Consider the following 16364-nt stretch of genomic DNA (forward strand, 5'->3'; position numbering starts at 1 on the left):
CGATGCCATGAACCTCAAGCCCAGCCATCCTTCCGTCGACTTTGATGTACAGCGCGTGCGCGCGGATTTTCCGCTGCTGTCGCGCAGCGTACACGGCAAACCGCTGGTGTACCTGGATAATGCCAACACCAGTCAGAAGCCGCGGCAGGTAATCGAAGCCGTCGACAACCACTATCGTGTACACAACGCGAACGTGGCGCGCGCGGTGCATCAGCTGGGCGAGGAAGCAACGGCCGCCTACGAGAGTGCGCGCGACAAGCTGGCGGCGTTCATCAATGCCGGATCGCGCAACGAGCTGGTGCTGACCTCCGGAACCACCCAGTCGATGAACCTGGTGGCCTACAGCTATGCGCTGCCCCGGCTCAAGCCCGGCGATGCGATCGTCACCACGGTGATGGAGCATCATGCCAATATCGTGCCGTGGCAACTTGTTGCAGCGCGTACGGGCGCAACGGTGAAGGCGGCGCCGATCGATCAGAGTGGTGAGCTGATCCTGGAAAAGTTCTTCGAGCTGCTTACCCCGGATGTGAAGCTCGCTTGCGTGGCGCATGTCTCCAATGTGCTGGGCACGGTGAACCCGGTTCGCGAGATCGCGCGCGAATGCCGCAAGCGTGGCATTCCGCTGGTCGTCGATGGTTCGCAGGCGCTGCCGCACCGGCCAGTGGACGTACAGGCGCTGGGTTGTGATTTCTATGCATTGACCGGCCACAAGATGCTTGCTCCGACCGGTACCGGCGCACTGTGGGCGAAGCGCGAGCTGCTTGAGGCCATGCCGCCGTTCTTCGGCGGCGGCGACATGATTCGCGAAGTGCGCTTCGACGGCACCACCTTTGCCGACCCGCCGCACAAGTTCGAGGCAGGCACGCCAAACATAGCTGGTTTTGCGGGAGTGGGCGCAGCCATCGACTACTACCAGTCGTTGGGGTTCGAAGCGGTTCGGGCGTGGGAAGACGAGCTATTGAGCTACGCCACCCAGCGGCTGCGTGAGATTCCTGGCATGCGCCTGTTTGGCGAGGCCCGGGAGAAGGAGCCGGTGATCTCCTTCCTGCTGGAAGGCGCGCAAGCCACCGACCTGGCGACCCTGCTTGACCTGGAAGGCGTGGCCGTGCGCTCCGGTCATCACTGCGCTCACCCGCTGATGCAGTTCTACGGCGTGCCGGCCACGCTGCGCGCGTCGCTCGCGTTCTATAACACGCGCGAGGAAGTGGACGCGTTCATCGCCGCGCTGCTGAAGGTGCGCAAGCTGCTGATGTAACGCCTAGTAGGCTGGGATGACAATCCCAGTTTCAGGAAACCCATTGAAAAGCTGGGATTGCCATCCCAGCCTACGATTTCATCGTCGTGTCAGATTGGGCAGCCTGCCCAGCAAGCCTGGCAATGCGAAGCAGGCCGCCAGCGCCACCAGCCATGGATTCGACAGCCAGGCCATCACCAGATTGCTGTAACGCGCAGTCAGCCCAAGTAGCACCACGGCCAATAGGCCGAGCAACGCCCAGCTCAAATAAAGCTCCAGCCGCATGTCATCGGCTGCGAGGGCGTGAACCTCCTCGGCAACCTGGCTGGCAAAATCGGGTGGCAAGTCCCTGTCCAGCGGCTGTCGCAATGCGCGCGCCACAGTCCGATAGCGCAGGAGACTTTCATCGTGACGAACGTCCAGTCCAAGCCGCTCGGCTTGAACCGCCTGCTCTTGCAGCACCCATTCGCGTTCCATGCGTTCGTCGTGTGATGACGGCGGTTTGCGGTTCATGGCAATACTCCGTACGCGCTCTCCAGCTGTTCGCGCAAACGAAGGCGTGTGCGAAACAGATGGCTTTTGATCGTGCCGGCCGCCAAGCCGGTGATGCTGGCGATCTCGTCGATGGACAGTTCGTCCAGATGATAGAGCGTAAGCAAGGTACGCTGCATTGGGGGCAGGGTTTCGATCGCCTGGTGCAGGCGCGCAGCGATTTCGCTGTCGGCATAGGCGGTTTCCAGGTCGAAACCGTCGCCCGCGTTCTCGACCGCATCGGCGGTGTCCTCGTTTTCGCCGGGATCGAGTACCGCGATGCGCTTTCGCTCCAGATGACGTAGCGCGACGGTATACGCGACGCGGCCGATCCATGACTTGAGCGCGCTTTCGTAGCGATACTGTCGTAAATGCCGGTGAACGCGCAGGAACGTGTCCTGACATAGATCGCGCGCGTCTTCGGGATGGTGCACCATCCGGTAGATGATGTGCCAGCACAATGCCTGATGCTCGCGCACCAGTCGTTCGAACGCGCCGGGTGCGTTCGCCAGTACGGCTTCGACCAACTGGCGATCCTGATGGCTCATGCGCTGCGGCGCCAATCAGCTGAAACGTCGCGCGAGCACAAAGAACAGGACGGAGCCAAGCCCGAAAGCGCCCAGCAGCATGGCCACCACGCCGGGATTGATGTCGGTCCAGCCCATCGCCTGGATGACGCCGAAGCCGATCGCTTCCATGCCGGTGAGAATACCCCAGCGCAAGGCCGTCATCTGGTCACGGTGCGCATCACCCTGCACTATGGCCTCCACCAGTTCCTTCGAACTGCACGTCTGCAGCATCTTGGTGCGTAAGCGCGCGTTGACCAGCAGTCTGGCGATGTAAGTGATGCCCAAGGTGATGCACAGGAAAAGCACAACCGGAATGATCTCGCTTTTGTCCACCATCTGCTCCTGAAAAGGGCGCCGAACGTGGCGCCGACGAGTATAGAGATACAGCCGCCCGCCGATCGGTTGCAGCCGAACGCCTTGCAACCGATTGATCGCTGCGTGCATCCCTCTATCCGTAGTTCGCCATTCCCGCAGCCATCCATCCTGCCGCGTACCCTGCATGCCCGGCCAGCGGGCTGTTGCGCCTTTCCAAGGAGAAAAGCCATGCGTTTGTGCATAGCCGCACTGTGCCTTGCCTGTTTTCCTTTTGCCGCGCTGGCCGATTCGGTGCACACCATTGAGGTGGTCAACGACACGTACAGCCGGATCGATACCTTTTCGATGGCTCCGGCCGGTAGCGATCGTTGGATCGAGGTCGACTTCAGGACGTCCATGCAGGAGTCTTCGTTCGAGCAGCAGCTTGCCATGCTGCTGCAGTTTCATGACGGCGACGGGTGCCTGCGCGACCTGCGCACGGTGCTGTCGGACGGCCGGCGGATCTTCGCGCGCAACTTCGACCTGTGCCGTTTCCATGCCTATCGGCCTGGCACGCTCTTTCATCACGATCGTCGGGTTTCGCAGGTCATGCCGTAGTTGCGGGAATGGCTTTGGCCCGGTCGCAACAGGGATTATCATGACCGGATGATTGCAGTCATCATTCCCGTATTCCGCAAGGCCGCCGAAACCGATATCGGCGCCATCGTCGCCCTGATCCAATCCGCCTATCGCGGTCAATTCAGCCGCCAGGGCTGGACCACCGAAGCCGATCTGCTTGATGGCCAGCGCACGGATGCGGCTGATGTGGCCCGGTCGCTGGCTGCGCCGGACAGCGCCGTGCTGCTGGCGTCGATCGATGGCGAGCTGCTTGCCTGCTGCCACGTCGAGCGGCACGGCGATGCGGCGTACTTTGGCATGTTCGCCGTTCATCCGCCGCGCCAAGGTGGCGGCTTGGGGCGGCTGGTGCTGGCCGAGGCCGAACGTCATGCGCGACAAGCATGGCAGTGCTCAGCGATGCACATGAAGGTGATCGACGTGCGCAGTGACCTGATGGCCTGGTACGAGCGGCAAGGCTATCGCCGCACCGGCGAATGCTCGCCTTTCCCTTATGGCGATGAGCGCTTCGGCATTCCGCGCCGCGACGATCTGAAGTTCGAATTGATGGTGAAGGACCTGACGGCATGAACGAGGCTTGGGTGGAAGTCGGGACGCGCTCGGAGCTGCTGCCGGGCGAATTCAAAGTGGTTTGGGACGGCGACACCGCCATCGCTGTCTTCAATGTCGACGGCGATCTTTATGCGGTCGAGGATATCTGCACCCACGACGGCGGCGAGTTGGCCGGCGGCGAGATCATCGGCCACGAAGTGGAATGTCCGCGCCATGGTGCGCGTTTCGACTTGCGCACGGGAGCGCCGACCTGTCCGCCGGCGTATGAGCCGATCCATCGGTTTCCGGTAAAGGAAGAGCATGGTTTGATCTGGACGCGGGACGATCGCTGAGCGCAACGTTCAGTCATCTGTTTGCAAAGAACTCTCCCGCTTTTGTGCCTTGGTTCTCAGGGCAGCATGCACGCAGCTGTTGTTGACGGAGCTTTCATCGAAGGATTGCTACACCGCAACATAGGAAGTGGAAGTTCGTAGTGGAATGCTGTGGCACGCGTGGAGACTCGCGCGTGCAGGGGTTGCGACAAGACGCAGGTCGATGTGCGTCGTGGCTGGTGCAAGCAGGTCAAGCGGATGACGTTGGCTGGCAGCGTGTCGGTGAACGTTTCTTTTTGCGGTGTCAATCGCGCGAGCGTCCTTTTCATGGCTGAAGTCGGCCGTGACGGTGTGCTTGCGCCATAAAGAAAGAGCGCAGCCGCATGCGCCGGAAGAGTGTGCCCAGGGGTAATCAATGACGAATGACGAATGCGAGTGCAACGCAGGCGGAGCAGCCACCTATCAATGAGGCATTGAGTCGGCCGGCCGGGCCTTTGCATGCGCCTTCGCAAGGAGATTGCGCAATGAATCATGAGTCACCTATGTCGCTGCCATTGACGACCGCCCAGCGCGGATTGTGGGTAGGCCAGAAGATCGGCGCGGCGGATGCCACCTTGAACATCGCCGAGATGCTGGAGATTTGCGGTCCGGTGCGGCCTGAGTTGTTTATCCGCGCGCTATGGCAGGTTACTCGCGAAGCCGACACGCTGCGTGTAAGCGTGATTGAGCATCAAGGCCGCCCACGTCAGGTGGTGCGGTCGATCTATCCGGGTGAGTTCCCGTATCTGGATGTCAGTCACGAGGCCCGTCCGCGCGCAGCAGCCGAAGCATGGATGATGGAAGAATTGAACCGCCCCGTGGATCTGGCCAATGATCCCCTGTGGGTGAGTGCTCTGTTCAAAGCTGCGGAGGATCGCTACTACTGGTACCAGCGCGCTCATCACGTAATCTTTGACGGTTATAGCGGCGGTGTAATCGCACGAAGGTTGGCCGAGCTCTATAACGCCTATGTGGAAGGATGCGAACCGGCTCAGTGCGGCTTCGGTCCCTTGCAGGAACTGATCGAGGCCGAGGCCGCGTACCGCGATTCGGACCGGCTGCAGCGCGATCGGGAATACTGGAAGGAAAAGCTTGCCGACCTGCCCGAAGCTGTTTCGCTGTCGCGTCTGGGGCCGCACAGCAGCATGGGGGGGCTACGCCGCAGCACCGGGCATCTGTCTGCCGAAACGGTGCAGCGCTTGCACGAACTGGGCAAGCGCACTTCCACCAGCCTGCCGCAGTTGCTGATCGCATTGGTGGCCGCCTATTATCACCGTGCTACCGGCGCGCAAGATCTGGTGATCGGCATGCCGGTCTCAGGGCGCATCAATGCAGCCTTGCGCAAGACGCCTGGCATGGTCGCCAACATCGTGGCCATCCGCTTGCGCTTCACCCCGGAAACCACCGCGATCGATTTGTTCGCGCAAGTCGCGCAGGTGGTCAGGCAGGCACTGCGCCATCAGCAATATCGTTACGAGGATTTGCGGCGCGATCTTGGGTTGATCGGACAGGGCAAGCATATCGCCTGGCTCGGCGTGAACATCGAGCCGTTCGATTACCAGCTGGCGTTTGCCGGCGCTCGCGTGATTCCGCACAACGTATCGAACGGCTCCGGCGAAGATCTCACGATCTTCGTCTACGACCGGGGCAACGGCAGCGAATTGCGTTTCGACCTCGACGCGAATCCCGTTCTGTACAGCGTCGCCGATCTGGATGAGCATCGTCGGCGTTTGGCCCTGTTGATGGATGGGGTGTTGGACGAGCCCGATCGACCGCTGGAGCAAATCGACATCCTCGGTGTCCAAGAGCGCCGGCGCCTGTTGCACGACTGGAACGACACGGCCGTCCCGCTGGCGCAGGAAAGCTTGCCCGCGTTCATTGCACAGCATGCGCAGTTGACACCCAATGCGCCTGCCGTGTGTTGTGAAGATTCAACCGTGACCTACCGCGAACTGCACGAACGCAGTGTGTGGCAGGCCTGGCAATTGCTTGCCGATGGGGTGCGGCCCGGTGACACCGTCGCCGTAATGCTTCCGCGCAACGAGCAGTGGCTGATCGTGCTGCTGGCGATCATGCGCACGGGTGCCAGTTTCCTGCCATTGGATCCGGACGGCCCGCCGGAGCGTATTTCGATGATGCTGGACGACGCCGCGCCGATCGCGCTGATCGCCACCCCCGAGTTGTGCGAGCGCTTCGGGCTTGGCGGCATGCTGCTACTGCATCCTGAGGATCTGAGTGGCTCGCTCGATGCGAACGCCGAAGCGCCGGACTGGTCGCGACCCGATGACACGGCCTACGTGCTCTACACGTCGGGATCGACTGGACGCCCCAAGGGCGTGGAGGTCACCCATCGCAATCTGGGCAATTTGCTGCAAGGCATGCGGTTGCAGCTCGCGCTCGGCCCGAGCGATCGCTTCCTGGCCATAGCCACCATGGTGTTCGACATCGCCTTGCTGGAGCGCTTCCTGCCGCTGATGGCTGGAGCGAGCGTAGTGATCGCAGGCAGCGAGACGGTGCGCCATCCTCCCAGCTTGCTGCGTCTGCTGCAGCGTCAGCAAGTCACGCACATGTGGGCGACACCCTCGCTATGGCGGGTGCTGCTGGCGAGCGCGGACGCTCAGCTCGGACAGCTGCACGCATTGGTCGGCGGCGAAGCCCTGAGCGCGGAACTGGCCAATCGCCTGCTGCAGCGCGCATCGAGCGTGACACAGCTTTATGGCCCGACCGAAACCACGGTCTTGTCCACGTCGTACGAGTTGAAGGAGGTGAGTTCAAACGCGCCACCGATCGGCCGCCCCTTATGCAACACGCGGTTGTACGTGCTGGATCAGCATCAGCAACTCGTGCAGACCGGTGCCATCGGCGAGCTCTATATTGCCGGCGCCGGCGTTGCGAAAGGCTATCTCCATCATCGTCAGCTGACCGAGGCGCGTTTCCTGCCGGATCCCTTCGCGGCTGACGGCAGCCGAATGTACCGTACCGGCGATCTGGTCTATTGGAACAGCCAGGGCTCGCTGCATTTCGTCGGCCGTGCTGACGAGCAGGTGAAGATTCGCGGCCATCGCGTTGAACTGGGCGAGATCGAAAGCCGGTTGGTCGCGCATGCCGCGGTAGTCGAGGCAGCGGTTACCGCCCACCGAGACCAGGATGGCGCAATGGCTTTGGCAGCTTACGTAGTGATGCAGGAAAACCGGCAACTGGTCGCCTCCGAGCTGCGCAGCTACTTGGCCAGGTTCTTGCCCGAGTACATGCTGCCAAGCCATTTCATAGCAGCGCAAGCGATGCCGCTGACGGCCACCGGCAAGCTGGACCGCAAAGCCTTGGCACCGCCGGTACGCACTCAGCGAGCTGGCTATACCGAGCCGGTTACGGATGTCGAAAAGAAACTAGCCGCGCTGTGGCAGCAAGTGCTGGGTGTCGAGCGGATCGGCCTCAACGACAATTTCTTCCAGCTGGGCGGCGATTCGCTCAGCGCCGCGGAGATGATTGCGCGCTTTCCGGATTGCTTCGGCATGGAACTGCCGCTCGCCAGCCTGTTCGAAGCATCGACCATCGCCGGTCTCGCGGCGTACCTGCAGCGCGCCGAAGGCAAGAGCGATCCACTGGGCTTGGTGCTGCCGTTGCGCGTTTCGCTCCGGGACCGGCCCTTGTTCTGCATTCATCCAGCGGTTGGGCTTGCTTGGGGCTACACGGGCCTGTTGCGGCACCTGGACGACAAACTGCCGGTATACGGCCTGCAATCAGGCGGTTTGAGTGACATTGCGTCGTTGCCGGCGACTATCGCGCAAATGGCCGGCGACTATCTGGCGCAGGTCCGGCGCATCCAACCGGAAGGCCCCTACCGGCTGCTCGGCTGGTCGCTGGGCGGCCTGATTGCGCACGAGATGACGGCGCAATTGCAATCGCAGGGCCGGCAAGTGGAATTCCTGGCACTGCTGGATGCCTATCCCTTCGTGGTGGATGAGGCGATGACCAACGCCGATACGTCGCAGGAGATCAGGGCCATCCTGCGTTTCCTCGGCTTCCACCAGCATGTAGAGCATCCCCCTGCCAGCCTGGCCGCGCTGACGAATCTGCTATGCACGGAATACGGGGTGTTCAGCATGCCGCTGGTGCAGGAGATTTCACGCAGCCATCCGCAACTGGTCGAGCAGGTATCTGCCGTCACGCTCAACAATCTGCAGCTGGCACGCAAACACGTGCCGAGGCGGATCGATACCGATGTGCTGTTCTTCCGGGCAGCGCAGAAGGAATCCGTCGACCTGAGCGCGCAACTCTACGACCGGCCCGAAGCCTGGCAGCTTTACGTGGATGGCCGAATCGAAGTGCATGACATCGCCTGCCATCACCAGGCCATGCTGGAAGCGGCCCCGGCCGCGCAAATCGGCAGGCTGGTCATGCAGCGGCTGTATGCGTTGCAGACGGCCCGTCCCCAATCCGCCCAACTCGTCCGGCATGCGCCGGATCATGCGCCTACCGGGAGCTTCGCCGCCTATGCCTGAGTCCCACGCACCCATCGCCATTTTCACCATCGGCACGCAAGGCGATATCCGTCCTTGCGTTGCTCTGGGTGTCGGCCTGCAACGCGCCGGTTATCCGGTGCGCATCGTCACCAGCGACAATTTCGAAAGCATGGTGCGTGCGGCCGGCCTGGCGTTCTTTCCGCTGACGGCGAATTTCCAGACGCTGCTCGACTCTCATCGCGAGATTGCCGACCAGGGCTTGGACATGTCGGCGATGGCACGCATTTCCCGCCACTTCTACGCCGAATGGGCCACCCATTGGGCCAGCGAAGGCATGGCGGCGGCCCAAGGCGCGGGCTTGCTGATCGGGGTGGCCAACAGCACCCTGCTGGCCAAGGCGGTTGCCCAAGCGCAGGGCATCCCGTTCGTGGGCGCGCAATTGCAACCTCTGACACCGTCACGCCAGATGTCCCCGCTGGTGCTGGTCGGCGGACGCAAGCTGCCGCCCGCGCTGAACATGGCGGCCTACAACGTATTGCGGCTGCTGGTCTGGTACGTGATGAAGCCGGCCATCAATGACATCGTGCGCCCGCAACTCGGCCTGCCGGGATATCCCTGGTACGGGCCTTACTTCAAGAATCGGCATCATCGTGTGCTGTACGGATTCAGCCGTCACGTCGTGCCCAGGCCGGGCGATTGGCCTGAGACGGCGCAGATCACCGGCTACTGGTTCCTCGACCAAGCCGATTGGCAACCACCGGATCCCTTGCGTGCCTTTCTCGATGCCGGTCCCAAGCCGATCTATGTCGGTTTCGGCAGCATGGTCAGCACGCATGCCGAGCAATTCACGAAGACCGTGCTCGAAGCCGTCCGGCGCAGCGGCCAGCGTGCCGTGCTCGCCACCGGTTGGGGCGGTTTGGCGGGCGAGGAGGGCACCCAGGACGGGTCCATCTTCTTTACTCGCGGCGCACCGCATGACTGGCTGTTTCCACGGGTTGCCGCGGCGGTTCATCACGGTGGCGCCGGCACCACGGCGGCGGCGGTCCGCGCCGGGATTCCTTCGGTAATCGTGCCTTTTTTTGGCGATCAGCCGTTCTGGGGGCGGTGCTTGCAACGCGAGGGGGCTGCACCGCCGATCGTGGACCGGCGCAGCATGCGTGCGGAAACTTTGGCTGCGGCGATCGATGCGGCAACCAAGCAGCCCATGCGAAGAGCGGCTGCATCGCTAGGGGTAAACGTGCGTGCGGAAAACGGCGTGGCGGAGGCGATAGTGTGTCTGCGCAACTGGGGCTTGTTGAAGCCGGCTCATGATGAAGAGTTTGCGCTTGCTGTCGCAAGATGAGGCGAAATGTGCTTGGGCCGGGAAGATCGCGGGTCGTCCCATTTCGCCGGGAAGTTTCAAACCACCTTACCGACATCCCAGCGAAAGCTGGGATCCAGCGACTTGCAGACCGCAAAGGCACTGGGTACCAGCCTTCGCTTTGATGAAGAGCAAAAATCGCGGGGATACCTCTGGGTTGGATTGTTTTTGGGGCAAATTGATTTTTCCTACGCTGAGCCTGGAAGCGTTAAGTAGGGCCAAGTGACACATTGGAAAGTGCCTCTCTGCTCCAGTTTTATGCCAGAGCGAGCATGCTTCTCGCTAAATCATGCGCCGCTTGAACGCATCAGCTTGCCGACCGCTTCGGATTGGCCGGCCGTAGTGTGTAAGCGTCATCTTACGCTGCGTAACGCATAAGTCCTCTAGCGACCATTCAAATGCTTCTCCAATCTAGCCCTTTGCGATGCGGCTGCGGCCGACAGAATGGGGAATGAGAGGCATGACTTGTGGCGACGGCCGCCACATAAATCAAGCCGTTGCACACCTGAGCGTGACGAGCATCCTGATCGCACATCGCGAGGCAATCAGCGCGTCAGTAGACAAGCTCATCGCCTTGCGGAATGGCAAGACTTTTGATTGGTCTGGCGTAGAGCTAATCAGTCAAGGCCTGGACGGAGGCTTTCCGTCATCATGAAATAGCGTGGAGTTTTGCGTAAATAGACGAGGTGGTTTGGATGGTCATTACCCGAAAAAAAGGGCTCATGGTCTTTGCTGCGGCGACTGCGCTTTTCGTGCCATGGATGTTTGTACTGAATTGCTTTGTTTACATCCTGAATACTGGCAGCATGAATAGCGAAAATCTTGTCATTTCGTTAATTACGTCGACTATTTCCGGCGTTCTATGCGCGCTTATTGCCCTGCACGGCTACCTTCGCAAGCGAGGTTAATCGCTCTGGCAAATCGCCGATATCACCTACACTGGTCAGCAGCTTGGTACGCGCATCGACGCGCGGTGTATTGCGCTTGAGCAAGGATGAGTTCTCGATCCGTAAGCAGGCTGGGATGCCAATCCCAGCATCGCGTGTGTGGCGTGCATGGCAATGCTGGGTTTTGCAACGTAAGCCTACGTTAGGCAGGTGCGTCAGTTCGGCGGGAACTTCACCAACACCCGTTGACCGATGCGTAAAGCTGCCGACGGCGCCTGATCGAGCGTCAGCACGCAATCCACCGACCGGGTATTGGCGCGCACCTGCGGATCATCTTCCAGCGTGCTGGCCCCGAACACCTTGCCGACGCGCAGCACGTGTGCCTTCAGTGGCGCCATGCCGCTGCCGCTGTCGTCATCCACTTCGGCAGCCATGCCCTCATGCACCACGCCAACGAACGACTCATTGAGTTCGGCGCGCACGATGCGCGGCGAATCGGGGAGCATCACGAAGATGGGCCCCGTCGCTGGCGATACCGAAGCACCTGGCTGCACCATGCGCTGCACGATCTCGCCGGTAGCCGGCGCGTGCAGGCTACGCAGCTCCAACTGATAGCGGGCACCGGCTACTTTCTGGGCAGCCAGTGCTGCGGCCGCGTGGGCGTTGTTCAATTCGGTCTGAGCCTGCTGCGCGGCTTCCCGCGCATCGTCCGCGCTTTGTACGTCACCGGCGCCAAGCTTGGCAGCCTGCTCCAACCGCGATGCGCGCAATCCGGCCGACTTGGCGCGCTGCTCCAGCGCGCCGATCTGCGCCATGGCTTGCTGCTGTTCGGCGAGCGCGGTGTCCAGGGCCAGCTTGGCCGGCTGCAGGTCGAGTTGCGCCAGCAACTGTCCTTTCTGCACGTGGTCGCCTTCATGCACATCGACCTGGGCGACGACGCCTTCACTGGGCATGGTGAGCTTGAGCAGGCCCCCTTCGATGTCGATGCGTCCGCGCGCTACCGCCGCATACGCCGCTGCCCTGGCAGCGGCGCTTGGCTCCGGTGCCGGGTCTCGCGAGCAGCCGGCCAGCAGCGCGACAAGCAAGGCCAACGGAAGGCGCAGATCACGCAAAGTCATGCATAGGTTCCTAAAAGAAAGCAGGCTTGCCCGCAAGATTCGCCCCTCACCCTAAGCCCCCGATCGCGCCGGGGGCAGGCTTTCTCCCGGAAGGGGGGAGGGGGCGGAAGCTGCAGGCGGCACATGGTCGCTCAGAATGCGGCCGTCTTCCATCGCCAGCACGCGGTCGGCATGGTGGACCAGGCGCGGATCGTGGCTGACGCACAGCACCGTGGTGCCATGCGCTCGGGCGATGCGATGCAGGATGTCGATCACGATCTGTCCATTGGCGGCATCCAGCGCACTGGTGGGTTCGTCGGCGAACAGCAGTTCCGGCTGTTTGGCCAGCGCGCGAGCGATCGCGACACGCTGTTTTTCGCCGCCGGACAATTCGGCCGGCAGCAGCCGCATGCGCGGGCCAAGGCCGACCTCCTCCAGCGATTCGGCCGCGCGCTTGCGCACCACGTCCTTGGCCAGTCCCATGTAGCTCAGCGGCAGCTCCACCTGCTCCAGGGCGGTCAACGCCGGGAACAGATTGAAGCCCTGGAACACGAAGCCGGTGTGCTGCAGGCGGAAGGATTCCAGCGCCCGCGTGCTCATTCCGCTCAGTTCATGGCCGAGCGCACGCACTGCGCCGCCATCGGCGGGTTGCAGGCCGCTCAGGATCGCCAGCAACGTGCTCTTGCCACAGCCGGAGGGGCCGGAAATCAGCGTGAGTTCGCCGGCGTGCACGTCCAGGGTGAGGTCGTGCAGCACCGTGCTTTCAATGCGGCCCGAAACGAAGGATTTGCGCACGCTGCTGGCTTGCAGCGCCGGGGTACCTGGGGAAGAGGTCGAAGCGAGGGTGGACATGCTCATCTCAGCAGGCTCGCCGGGTCGGCACGGCGCAGGGTACGCACGGCGGCCAGGCCGGATACGATCGCCAAAGCCATGCTCAGTGCCAGACAGACGATGGTGGTGAGCGGATTCAAGTCCATCGGCACGCTGCGGTTGCGCGCGATGACGAGCAGGATCAGGCCGATCACGATACTGCACATCAATCCCAGCGCACCTACCCAGAACGCCTGTTCCATCACCACCTTGCGCAGCGAACCGCGGCCGACGCCAAGTGCGTTCAAGGTGGCGTATTCGCGGATCGAGCCGATGACTGCGGCGATCAGGGTCTGGCTGGTGATCACCGAGCCGACCAGGAACACGATGCCGGCGAGGAACAGCACGCCCGCACCGGCGCCGGTGTCGAACATCCAGTACAGGCTCGATTCGCGTGCGAATGCCTTGGCCGTCCAGACGGTGTACGGCCCGAATGCATTGGAACCGTTCAAACGGTTTGCCACCAGCTTGGGCTTCACGCCATGGCGTACCTTGGCAATGAAGTAGGTCATCATGCCGGCATCGTCGTGCGAGAGGTCGAGCATGCGTGCGGTTTCCAGCGAAGCGACGATGTTCACGCCGCCTAGCGCGCGCAAGCCGCTGCTCACGCCGACTACTCTCACGCGCTGGCCATTGATGACCGCACTCTCGCCGATGTCGACGCCGAGGCTGTCAAGGTCGGCCTTGTCCACGATCACCGCGCCGGGTTCGTTCAGGCGTGCGCGCAGCGCGGGGGGCAGCGCGCGCGCGAACATCATGCCGTCTGGATGCACATCGATGCCGGACACGAACACCGACACGCCGCCAGTGTCGCGCGAGCCGCGCCAGTCGGCATCCACCCAGCGAAACGGCTCCACCTTCATCACATCCGGATCCATGCGCAAGCGCATCGCCACGTCTTCGCTGATGGGGCGGCCGAGGTTCACGCTCTGCGTGCCCGGATAGCCTGCCCACAGATCAGCCGAGGAACCGGTGATGTACACGCTTGCGCTGCCAAAGATGCCGAGCACTAGCGCAGCCTGCAGCAGCTGCAGCAGGCTGGCGAAACCCACCGCCAGAATCGCCGGCAGAAAGCGGCGCCATTCGTAGACGAGGGTCTTGCGTGCCAGCGCCACCATTACTTGGCTTCCTTGCGGCTGCTCAGTGCCTTGTAATCGGCGGCCACATTGACCAGCGGCAACGGTGCACCACCCAGGGCCTTGTACAGCGACACGTAGGCGAGGTCACGCTCGGCGCGCGCGGATACCAGTTCGAGCTGCGCTTTGGCTTGGGCGATCGTCGCGTCCTGCAGGTCAAGGGTGCTGGCAAGGCCAAGGCTGCGCCGCTTGTTCAGTGCGGAAACGTTGTCGTCGAGCGCTTGCGCAGCTTGCTGGGCCCAGGTCTCTCGCACGCGTGTCTGCTGCAGATCGCCCATCGCCGTTTCGGTTTCGGCAACCCCCTGCAGCACTGCCTGGCGGTACGCGTATACCGCCGCTTGCAGCCCATGCTTTTGAGAGTTGGCCTTCGCCATGCGCATGCCCCAATCGAACAGCGGCATGTCGATCACCGGCCCGGCCGAGAAGATGCTGTCGCCGGAGCGAATGAGCCTGCGCTCGGTCAACAGGTTCACCGACCAGTCCAGTGAACTGCCCAGGCCGATATGCGGGTAGATGTCGGCACGGCTGATACCTGCTTCGCCTGCCGCCCGCAGCACCTCCGCTTCGGCCGCGGCGATTTCAGGGCGCGTGCGCAGCAAGTCCGCTGGCGCGTGTGTCATCTGCCAGTCGCCCAATTGCGGCTGCACGCCGCCTTCCAGCCAGGCCGGATCGGGTTCGCTCTGGCCGAGCAGCACCGCCAGTTGCTGGGCGTTCGCATTGATGGCGTGCTGCGGATCGGTCAGCGCCATTTCCGAACGTGCCAGCTCGGCCTTGGCCGAGGCGACATCGGTCGGGGCGACCAGCTTCAAACCCGCGCGCAACACCAGCAGGTGCAGCTTTTCCTGGTTCGCATCGCGCACGCCGGCAAGCAGCTTCGCCTGCTCCTGGGCCGTGCGCAGCGAGACCCAGCAGCGAGCCACTTCCGCCACCAGGGTGACATAGGTGCCTTGCAGGTTTGCCCGCGCCGCATCGAGATTGCCGGTGGCGAGCCGGTGCGTGCTCTTCAATGCCCCAAACAACGGCATTTCCCATAGCGCATCGAAGCCCACGATGAAATAGGAAGCACTGGCGTCCGGCTGGATCACCTGGTTGGTATCGAAGCGCAGGCTGGGCAAATAAGGGTCGTTGCTGTGCCGATACAGGATGCGTGCCGCGACCAGCCGTTCGGAGGCGGCTTTGACTTCCAGGTTATGGTCCAGCGCGCGCTTCACCAGCGCGTCCAGCTGGGGATCGTTGAGCGCCTGCCACCAGTTCTTGAGGTCTGGCTGCGCGGGGTTTGCCGCGGTTGCCGTGGGCGCGTTGCGCCAAGCCTGCGGTAGCGGCGGCTTCAGGGCCGGCAGGGGGGGCGCGGTGCAGCCAACCAGAAGGGTCAGCAGCAGCGCCGGCAGCAGGCGGAGGATAGGGAGGACTTGGCGCGGTGCGGAATCGTGCACGGGCTGGTGACCGTCAATGAAGGCGTGCAAAAGCTAAGCATAGCGGCTCAGGCCACCATTTGGTTTACGCATGGCGCGCCTGGCCCGAGCGAAAGCGAATCCAGGTGGGCATGGGAGGAAGACGTTTGGCGTCGCAAAAGGGGAAACGGCCCCAGGCCTGGGCCGCAGGAGGGCTGGAAGGGCTGGAAAGGCGACCGAAAGGGGTCCCTCGTCAAGATGCACTTCGTCTTAGGGTAGGAGTGGGTGCGAGTGGCTGCTTGGAACATCCTGTGCGATTTCGACGGAACCATCTCCGTCGAGGACGTGATCGACTCGCTGCTGGATCGTTTCGGCCGCCCTGGCTGGGAAGCGTTGGAGCAGGATTGGCGCGCCGGCCGCATCGGGTCGCGCGAGTGCATGAGCGGCCAGGTGGCCCTGCTGGACGTGAGTCGCGAAGCCCTTGATGAGCACCTGGACGGGTTGTGGATCGACCATGCTTTCCCGGCATTCGTGGCGCGCACGGTAGAACTCGGCACGCCGATGCGCATCGTAAGCGACGGCCTCGACTACGCCATCCATCGAATTCTTGGACGCTACGGTTTGGATAATCTTCCGCTCGCCGCCAATCACCTGGCCCCGGGCAGCCCGCCTCGCCAGTGGCAGCTCACTTCGCCGTTCCAGAGCGAAGGCTGCCGCAGCGGTACCTGCAAGTGCGCGTGCGTAGCGCAAGCGCGCAAGGATGGCGGCAAGACTCTGCTGATCGGCGACGGCGCATCCGATTTCTGCGCGGCCGACCGAGTGGATTTCGTCTTCGCCAAGCATCGTTTGATCGAGCATTGCCGCGCTTCCGGCATTCCCTATGTGCCGATCACCGGCTTCGAGGATGCGCTGGAACTGCTGCCACGTTTGCTGGACGGCAGCCTGCTGGCTGAACACGGGCCGCGGGTGTTGCCGGCGGTTTCGAATTTTTAGT

General features: G+C 62.6%; 14 protein-coding genes. 7 read left to right on the top strand and 7 right to left on the bottom strand.

Annotation, left to right across the window (positions count from 1 at the left end):
• Positions 1 to 7 precede the first annotated feature (7 nt).
• Positions 8 to 1255 carry a cysteine desulfurase gene (locus EKH80_RS14345; protein WP_126685459.1) on the top strand — a complete coding sequence of 416 codons (1248 nt, stop codon included), beginning with the start codon at positions 8 to 10 and terminating at the stop codon, positions 1253 to 1255.
• Between the two features lie 78 nt (positions 1256 to 1333).
• Here EKH80_RS14345 and EKH80_RS14350 read toward each other — a convergent pair whose 3' ends face one another.
• From EKH80_RS14350 to EKH80_RS14360, 3 genes are read right to left on the bottom strand one after another with little or no spacing between them, the layout of a single operon-like run.
• Positions 1334 to 1747, bottom strand: coding sequence for a hypothetical protein (locus EKH80_RS14350; RefSeq protein ID WP_126685460.1), 414 nt, complete (start codon positions 1745 to 1747; stop codon positions 1334 to 1336).
• On the bottom strand, positions 1744 to 2313 hold the full coding sequence (locus EKH80_RS14355; protein ID WP_126685461.1) for an RNA polymerase sigma factor: 570 nt from the start codon (positions 2311 to 2313) through the stop codon (positions 1744 to 1746). Before EKH80_RS14355 ends, EKH80_RS14350 begins: the two co-directional genes overlap by 4 nt.
• A 15-nt stretch (positions 2314 to 2328) precedes the next feature.
• Positions 2329 to 2778, bottom strand: coding sequence for a hypothetical protein (locus EKH80_RS14360; protein WP_126685462.1), 450 nt, complete (start codon positions 2776 to 2778; stop codon positions 2329 to 2331).
• Between the two features lie 99 nt (positions 2779 to 2877).
• Between EKH80_RS14360 and EKH80_RS14365 the strand changes: the two genes are divergently transcribed.
• From EKH80_RS14365 to EKH80_RS14385, 5 genes are all read left to right on the top strand, one after another.
• Positions 2878 to 3246 (top strand): hypothetical protein, encoded by a 369-nt coding sequence (locus EKH80_RS14365; RefSeq protein WP_126685463.1) that lies wholly within the window; start codon positions 2878 to 2880, stop codon positions 3244 to 3246.
• Between the two features lie 48 nt (positions 3247 to 3294).
• Positions 3295 to 3834, top strand: coding sequence for a GNAT family N-acetyltransferase (locus EKH80_RS14370; protein WP_126685464.1), 540 nt, complete (start codon positions 3295 to 3297; stop codon positions 3832 to 3834).
• A complete protein-coding gene (locus EKH80_RS14375) occupies positions 3831 to 4148 on the top strand; it encodes a non-heme iron oxygenase ferredoxin subunit (protein WP_126685465.1) in 318 nt (105 codons plus the stop codon). The genes EKH80_RS14370 and EKH80_RS14375 overlap by 4 nt, the downstream gene beginning before the upstream one ends.
• Before the next feature lie 521 nt (positions 4149 to 4669).
• A complete protein-coding gene (locus EKH80_RS14380) occupies positions 4670 to 8668 on the top strand; it encodes a non-ribosomal peptide synthetase (protein ID WP_158628843.1) in 3999 nt (1332 codons plus the stop codon).
• A complete protein-coding gene (locus EKH80_RS14385) occupies positions 8661 to 9971 on the top strand; it encodes a glycosyltransferase (protein ID WP_126685467.1) in 1311 nt (436 codons plus the stop codon). Before EKH80_RS14380 ends, EKH80_RS14385 begins: the two co-directional genes overlap by 8 nt.
• A 1120-nt stretch (positions 9972 to 11091) precedes the next feature.
• Here EKH80_RS14385 and EKH80_RS14390 read toward each other — a convergent pair.
• The 4 genes from EKH80_RS14390 to EKH80_RS14405 are packed head-to-tail and all read right to left on the bottom strand — an operon-like array spanning position 11092 to position 15412.
• Positions 11092 to 11994 carry an efflux RND transporter periplasmic adaptor subunit gene (locus tag EKH80_RS14390; RefSeq protein WP_126685468.1) on the bottom strand — a complete coding sequence of 301 codons (903 nt, stop codon included), beginning with the start codon at positions 11992 to 11994 and terminating at the stop codon, positions 11092 to 11094.
• A 51-nt stretch (positions 11995 to 12045) separates the two neighbouring features.
• Positions 12046 to 12831 (bottom strand): ABC transporter ATP-binding protein, encoded by a 786-nt coding sequence (locus EKH80_RS14395; protein WP_425481149.1) that lies wholly within the window; start codon positions 12829 to 12831, stop codon positions 12046 to 12048.
• Positions 12828 to 13961, bottom strand: coding sequence for an ABC transporter permease (locus EKH80_RS14400; protein ID WP_126685470.1), 1134 nt, complete (start codon positions 13959 to 13961; stop codon positions 12828 to 12830). The genes EKH80_RS14395 and EKH80_RS14400 overlap by 4 nt, the downstream gene beginning before the upstream one ends.
• On the bottom strand, positions 13961 to 15412 hold the full coding sequence (locus EKH80_RS14405) for a TolC family protein (protein ID WP_230473694.1): 1452 nt from the start codon (positions 15410 to 15412) through the stop codon (positions 13961 to 13963). Before EKH80_RS14405 ends, EKH80_RS14400 begins: the two co-directional genes overlap by 1 nt.
• Positions 15413 to 15661: 249 nt before the next feature.
• Here EKH80_RS14405 and EKH80_RS14410 point away from each other — a divergent pair, with 249 nt between their 5' ends.
• On the top strand, positions 15662 to 16363 hold the full coding sequence (locus EKH80_RS14410) for an HAD-IB family phosphatase (RefSeq protein ID WP_425481150.1): 702 nt from the start codon (positions 15662 to 15664) through the stop codon (positions 16361 to 16363).
• Position 16364 lies beyond the last annotated feature (1 nt).

Origin of the sequence: Dyella choica (genome assembly GCF_003977665.1) — a bacterium.
GTDB lineage: Bacteria > Pseudomonadota > Gammaproteobacteria > Xanthomonadales > Rhodanobacteraceae > Dyella_B > Dyella_B choica.

Coding starts and splice junctions, on each gene's coding strand:
- EKH80_RS14390 (WP_126685468.1), bottom strand. CDS start 11,994: ATGACTTTGCGTGATCTGCGCCTTCCGTTGGCCTTGCTTGTCGCGCTG.
- EKH80_RS14345 (WP_126685459.1), top strand. CDS start 8: ATGAACCTCAAGCCCAGCCATCCTTCCGTCGACTTTGATGTACAGCGC.
- EKH80_RS14350 (WP_126685460.1), bottom strand. CDS start 1,747: ATGAACCGCAAACCGCCGTCATCACACGACGAACGCATGGAACGCGAA.
- EKH80_RS14365 (WP_126685463.1), top strand. CDS start 2,878: ATGCGTTTGTGCATAGCCGCACTGTGCCTTGCCTGTTTTCCTTTTGCC.
- EKH80_RS14370 (WP_126685464.1), top strand. CDS start 3,295: ATGATTGCAGTCATCATTCCCGTATTCCGCAAGGCCGCCGAAACCGAT.
- EKH80_RS14360 (WP_126685462.1), bottom strand. CDS start 2,778: ATGCACGCAGCGATCAATCGGTTGCAAGGCGTTCGGCTGCAACCGATC.
- EKH80_RS14385 (WP_126685467.1), top strand. CDS start 8,661: ATGCCTGAGTCCCACGCACCCATCGCCATTTTCACCATCGGCACGCAA.
- EKH80_RS14400 (WP_126685470.1), bottom strand. CDS start 13,961: ATGGTGGCGCTGGCACGCAAGACCCTCGTCTACGAATGGCGCCGCTTT.
- EKH80_RS14395 (WP_425481149.1), bottom strand. CDS start 12,831: ATGAGCATGTCCACCCTCGCTTCGACCTCTTCCCCAGGTACCCCGGCG.
- EKH80_RS14375 (WP_126685465.1), top strand. CDS start 3,831: ATGAACGAGGCTTGGGTGGAAGTCGGGACGCGCTCGGAGCTGCTGCCG.
- EKH80_RS14355 (WP_126685461.1), bottom strand. CDS start 2,313: ATGAGCCATCAGGATCGCCAGTTGGTCGAAGCCGTACTGGCGAACGCA.
- EKH80_RS14380 (WP_158628843.1), top strand. CDS start 4,670: ATGTCGCTGCCATTGACGACCGCCCAGCGCGGATTGTGGGTAGGCCAG.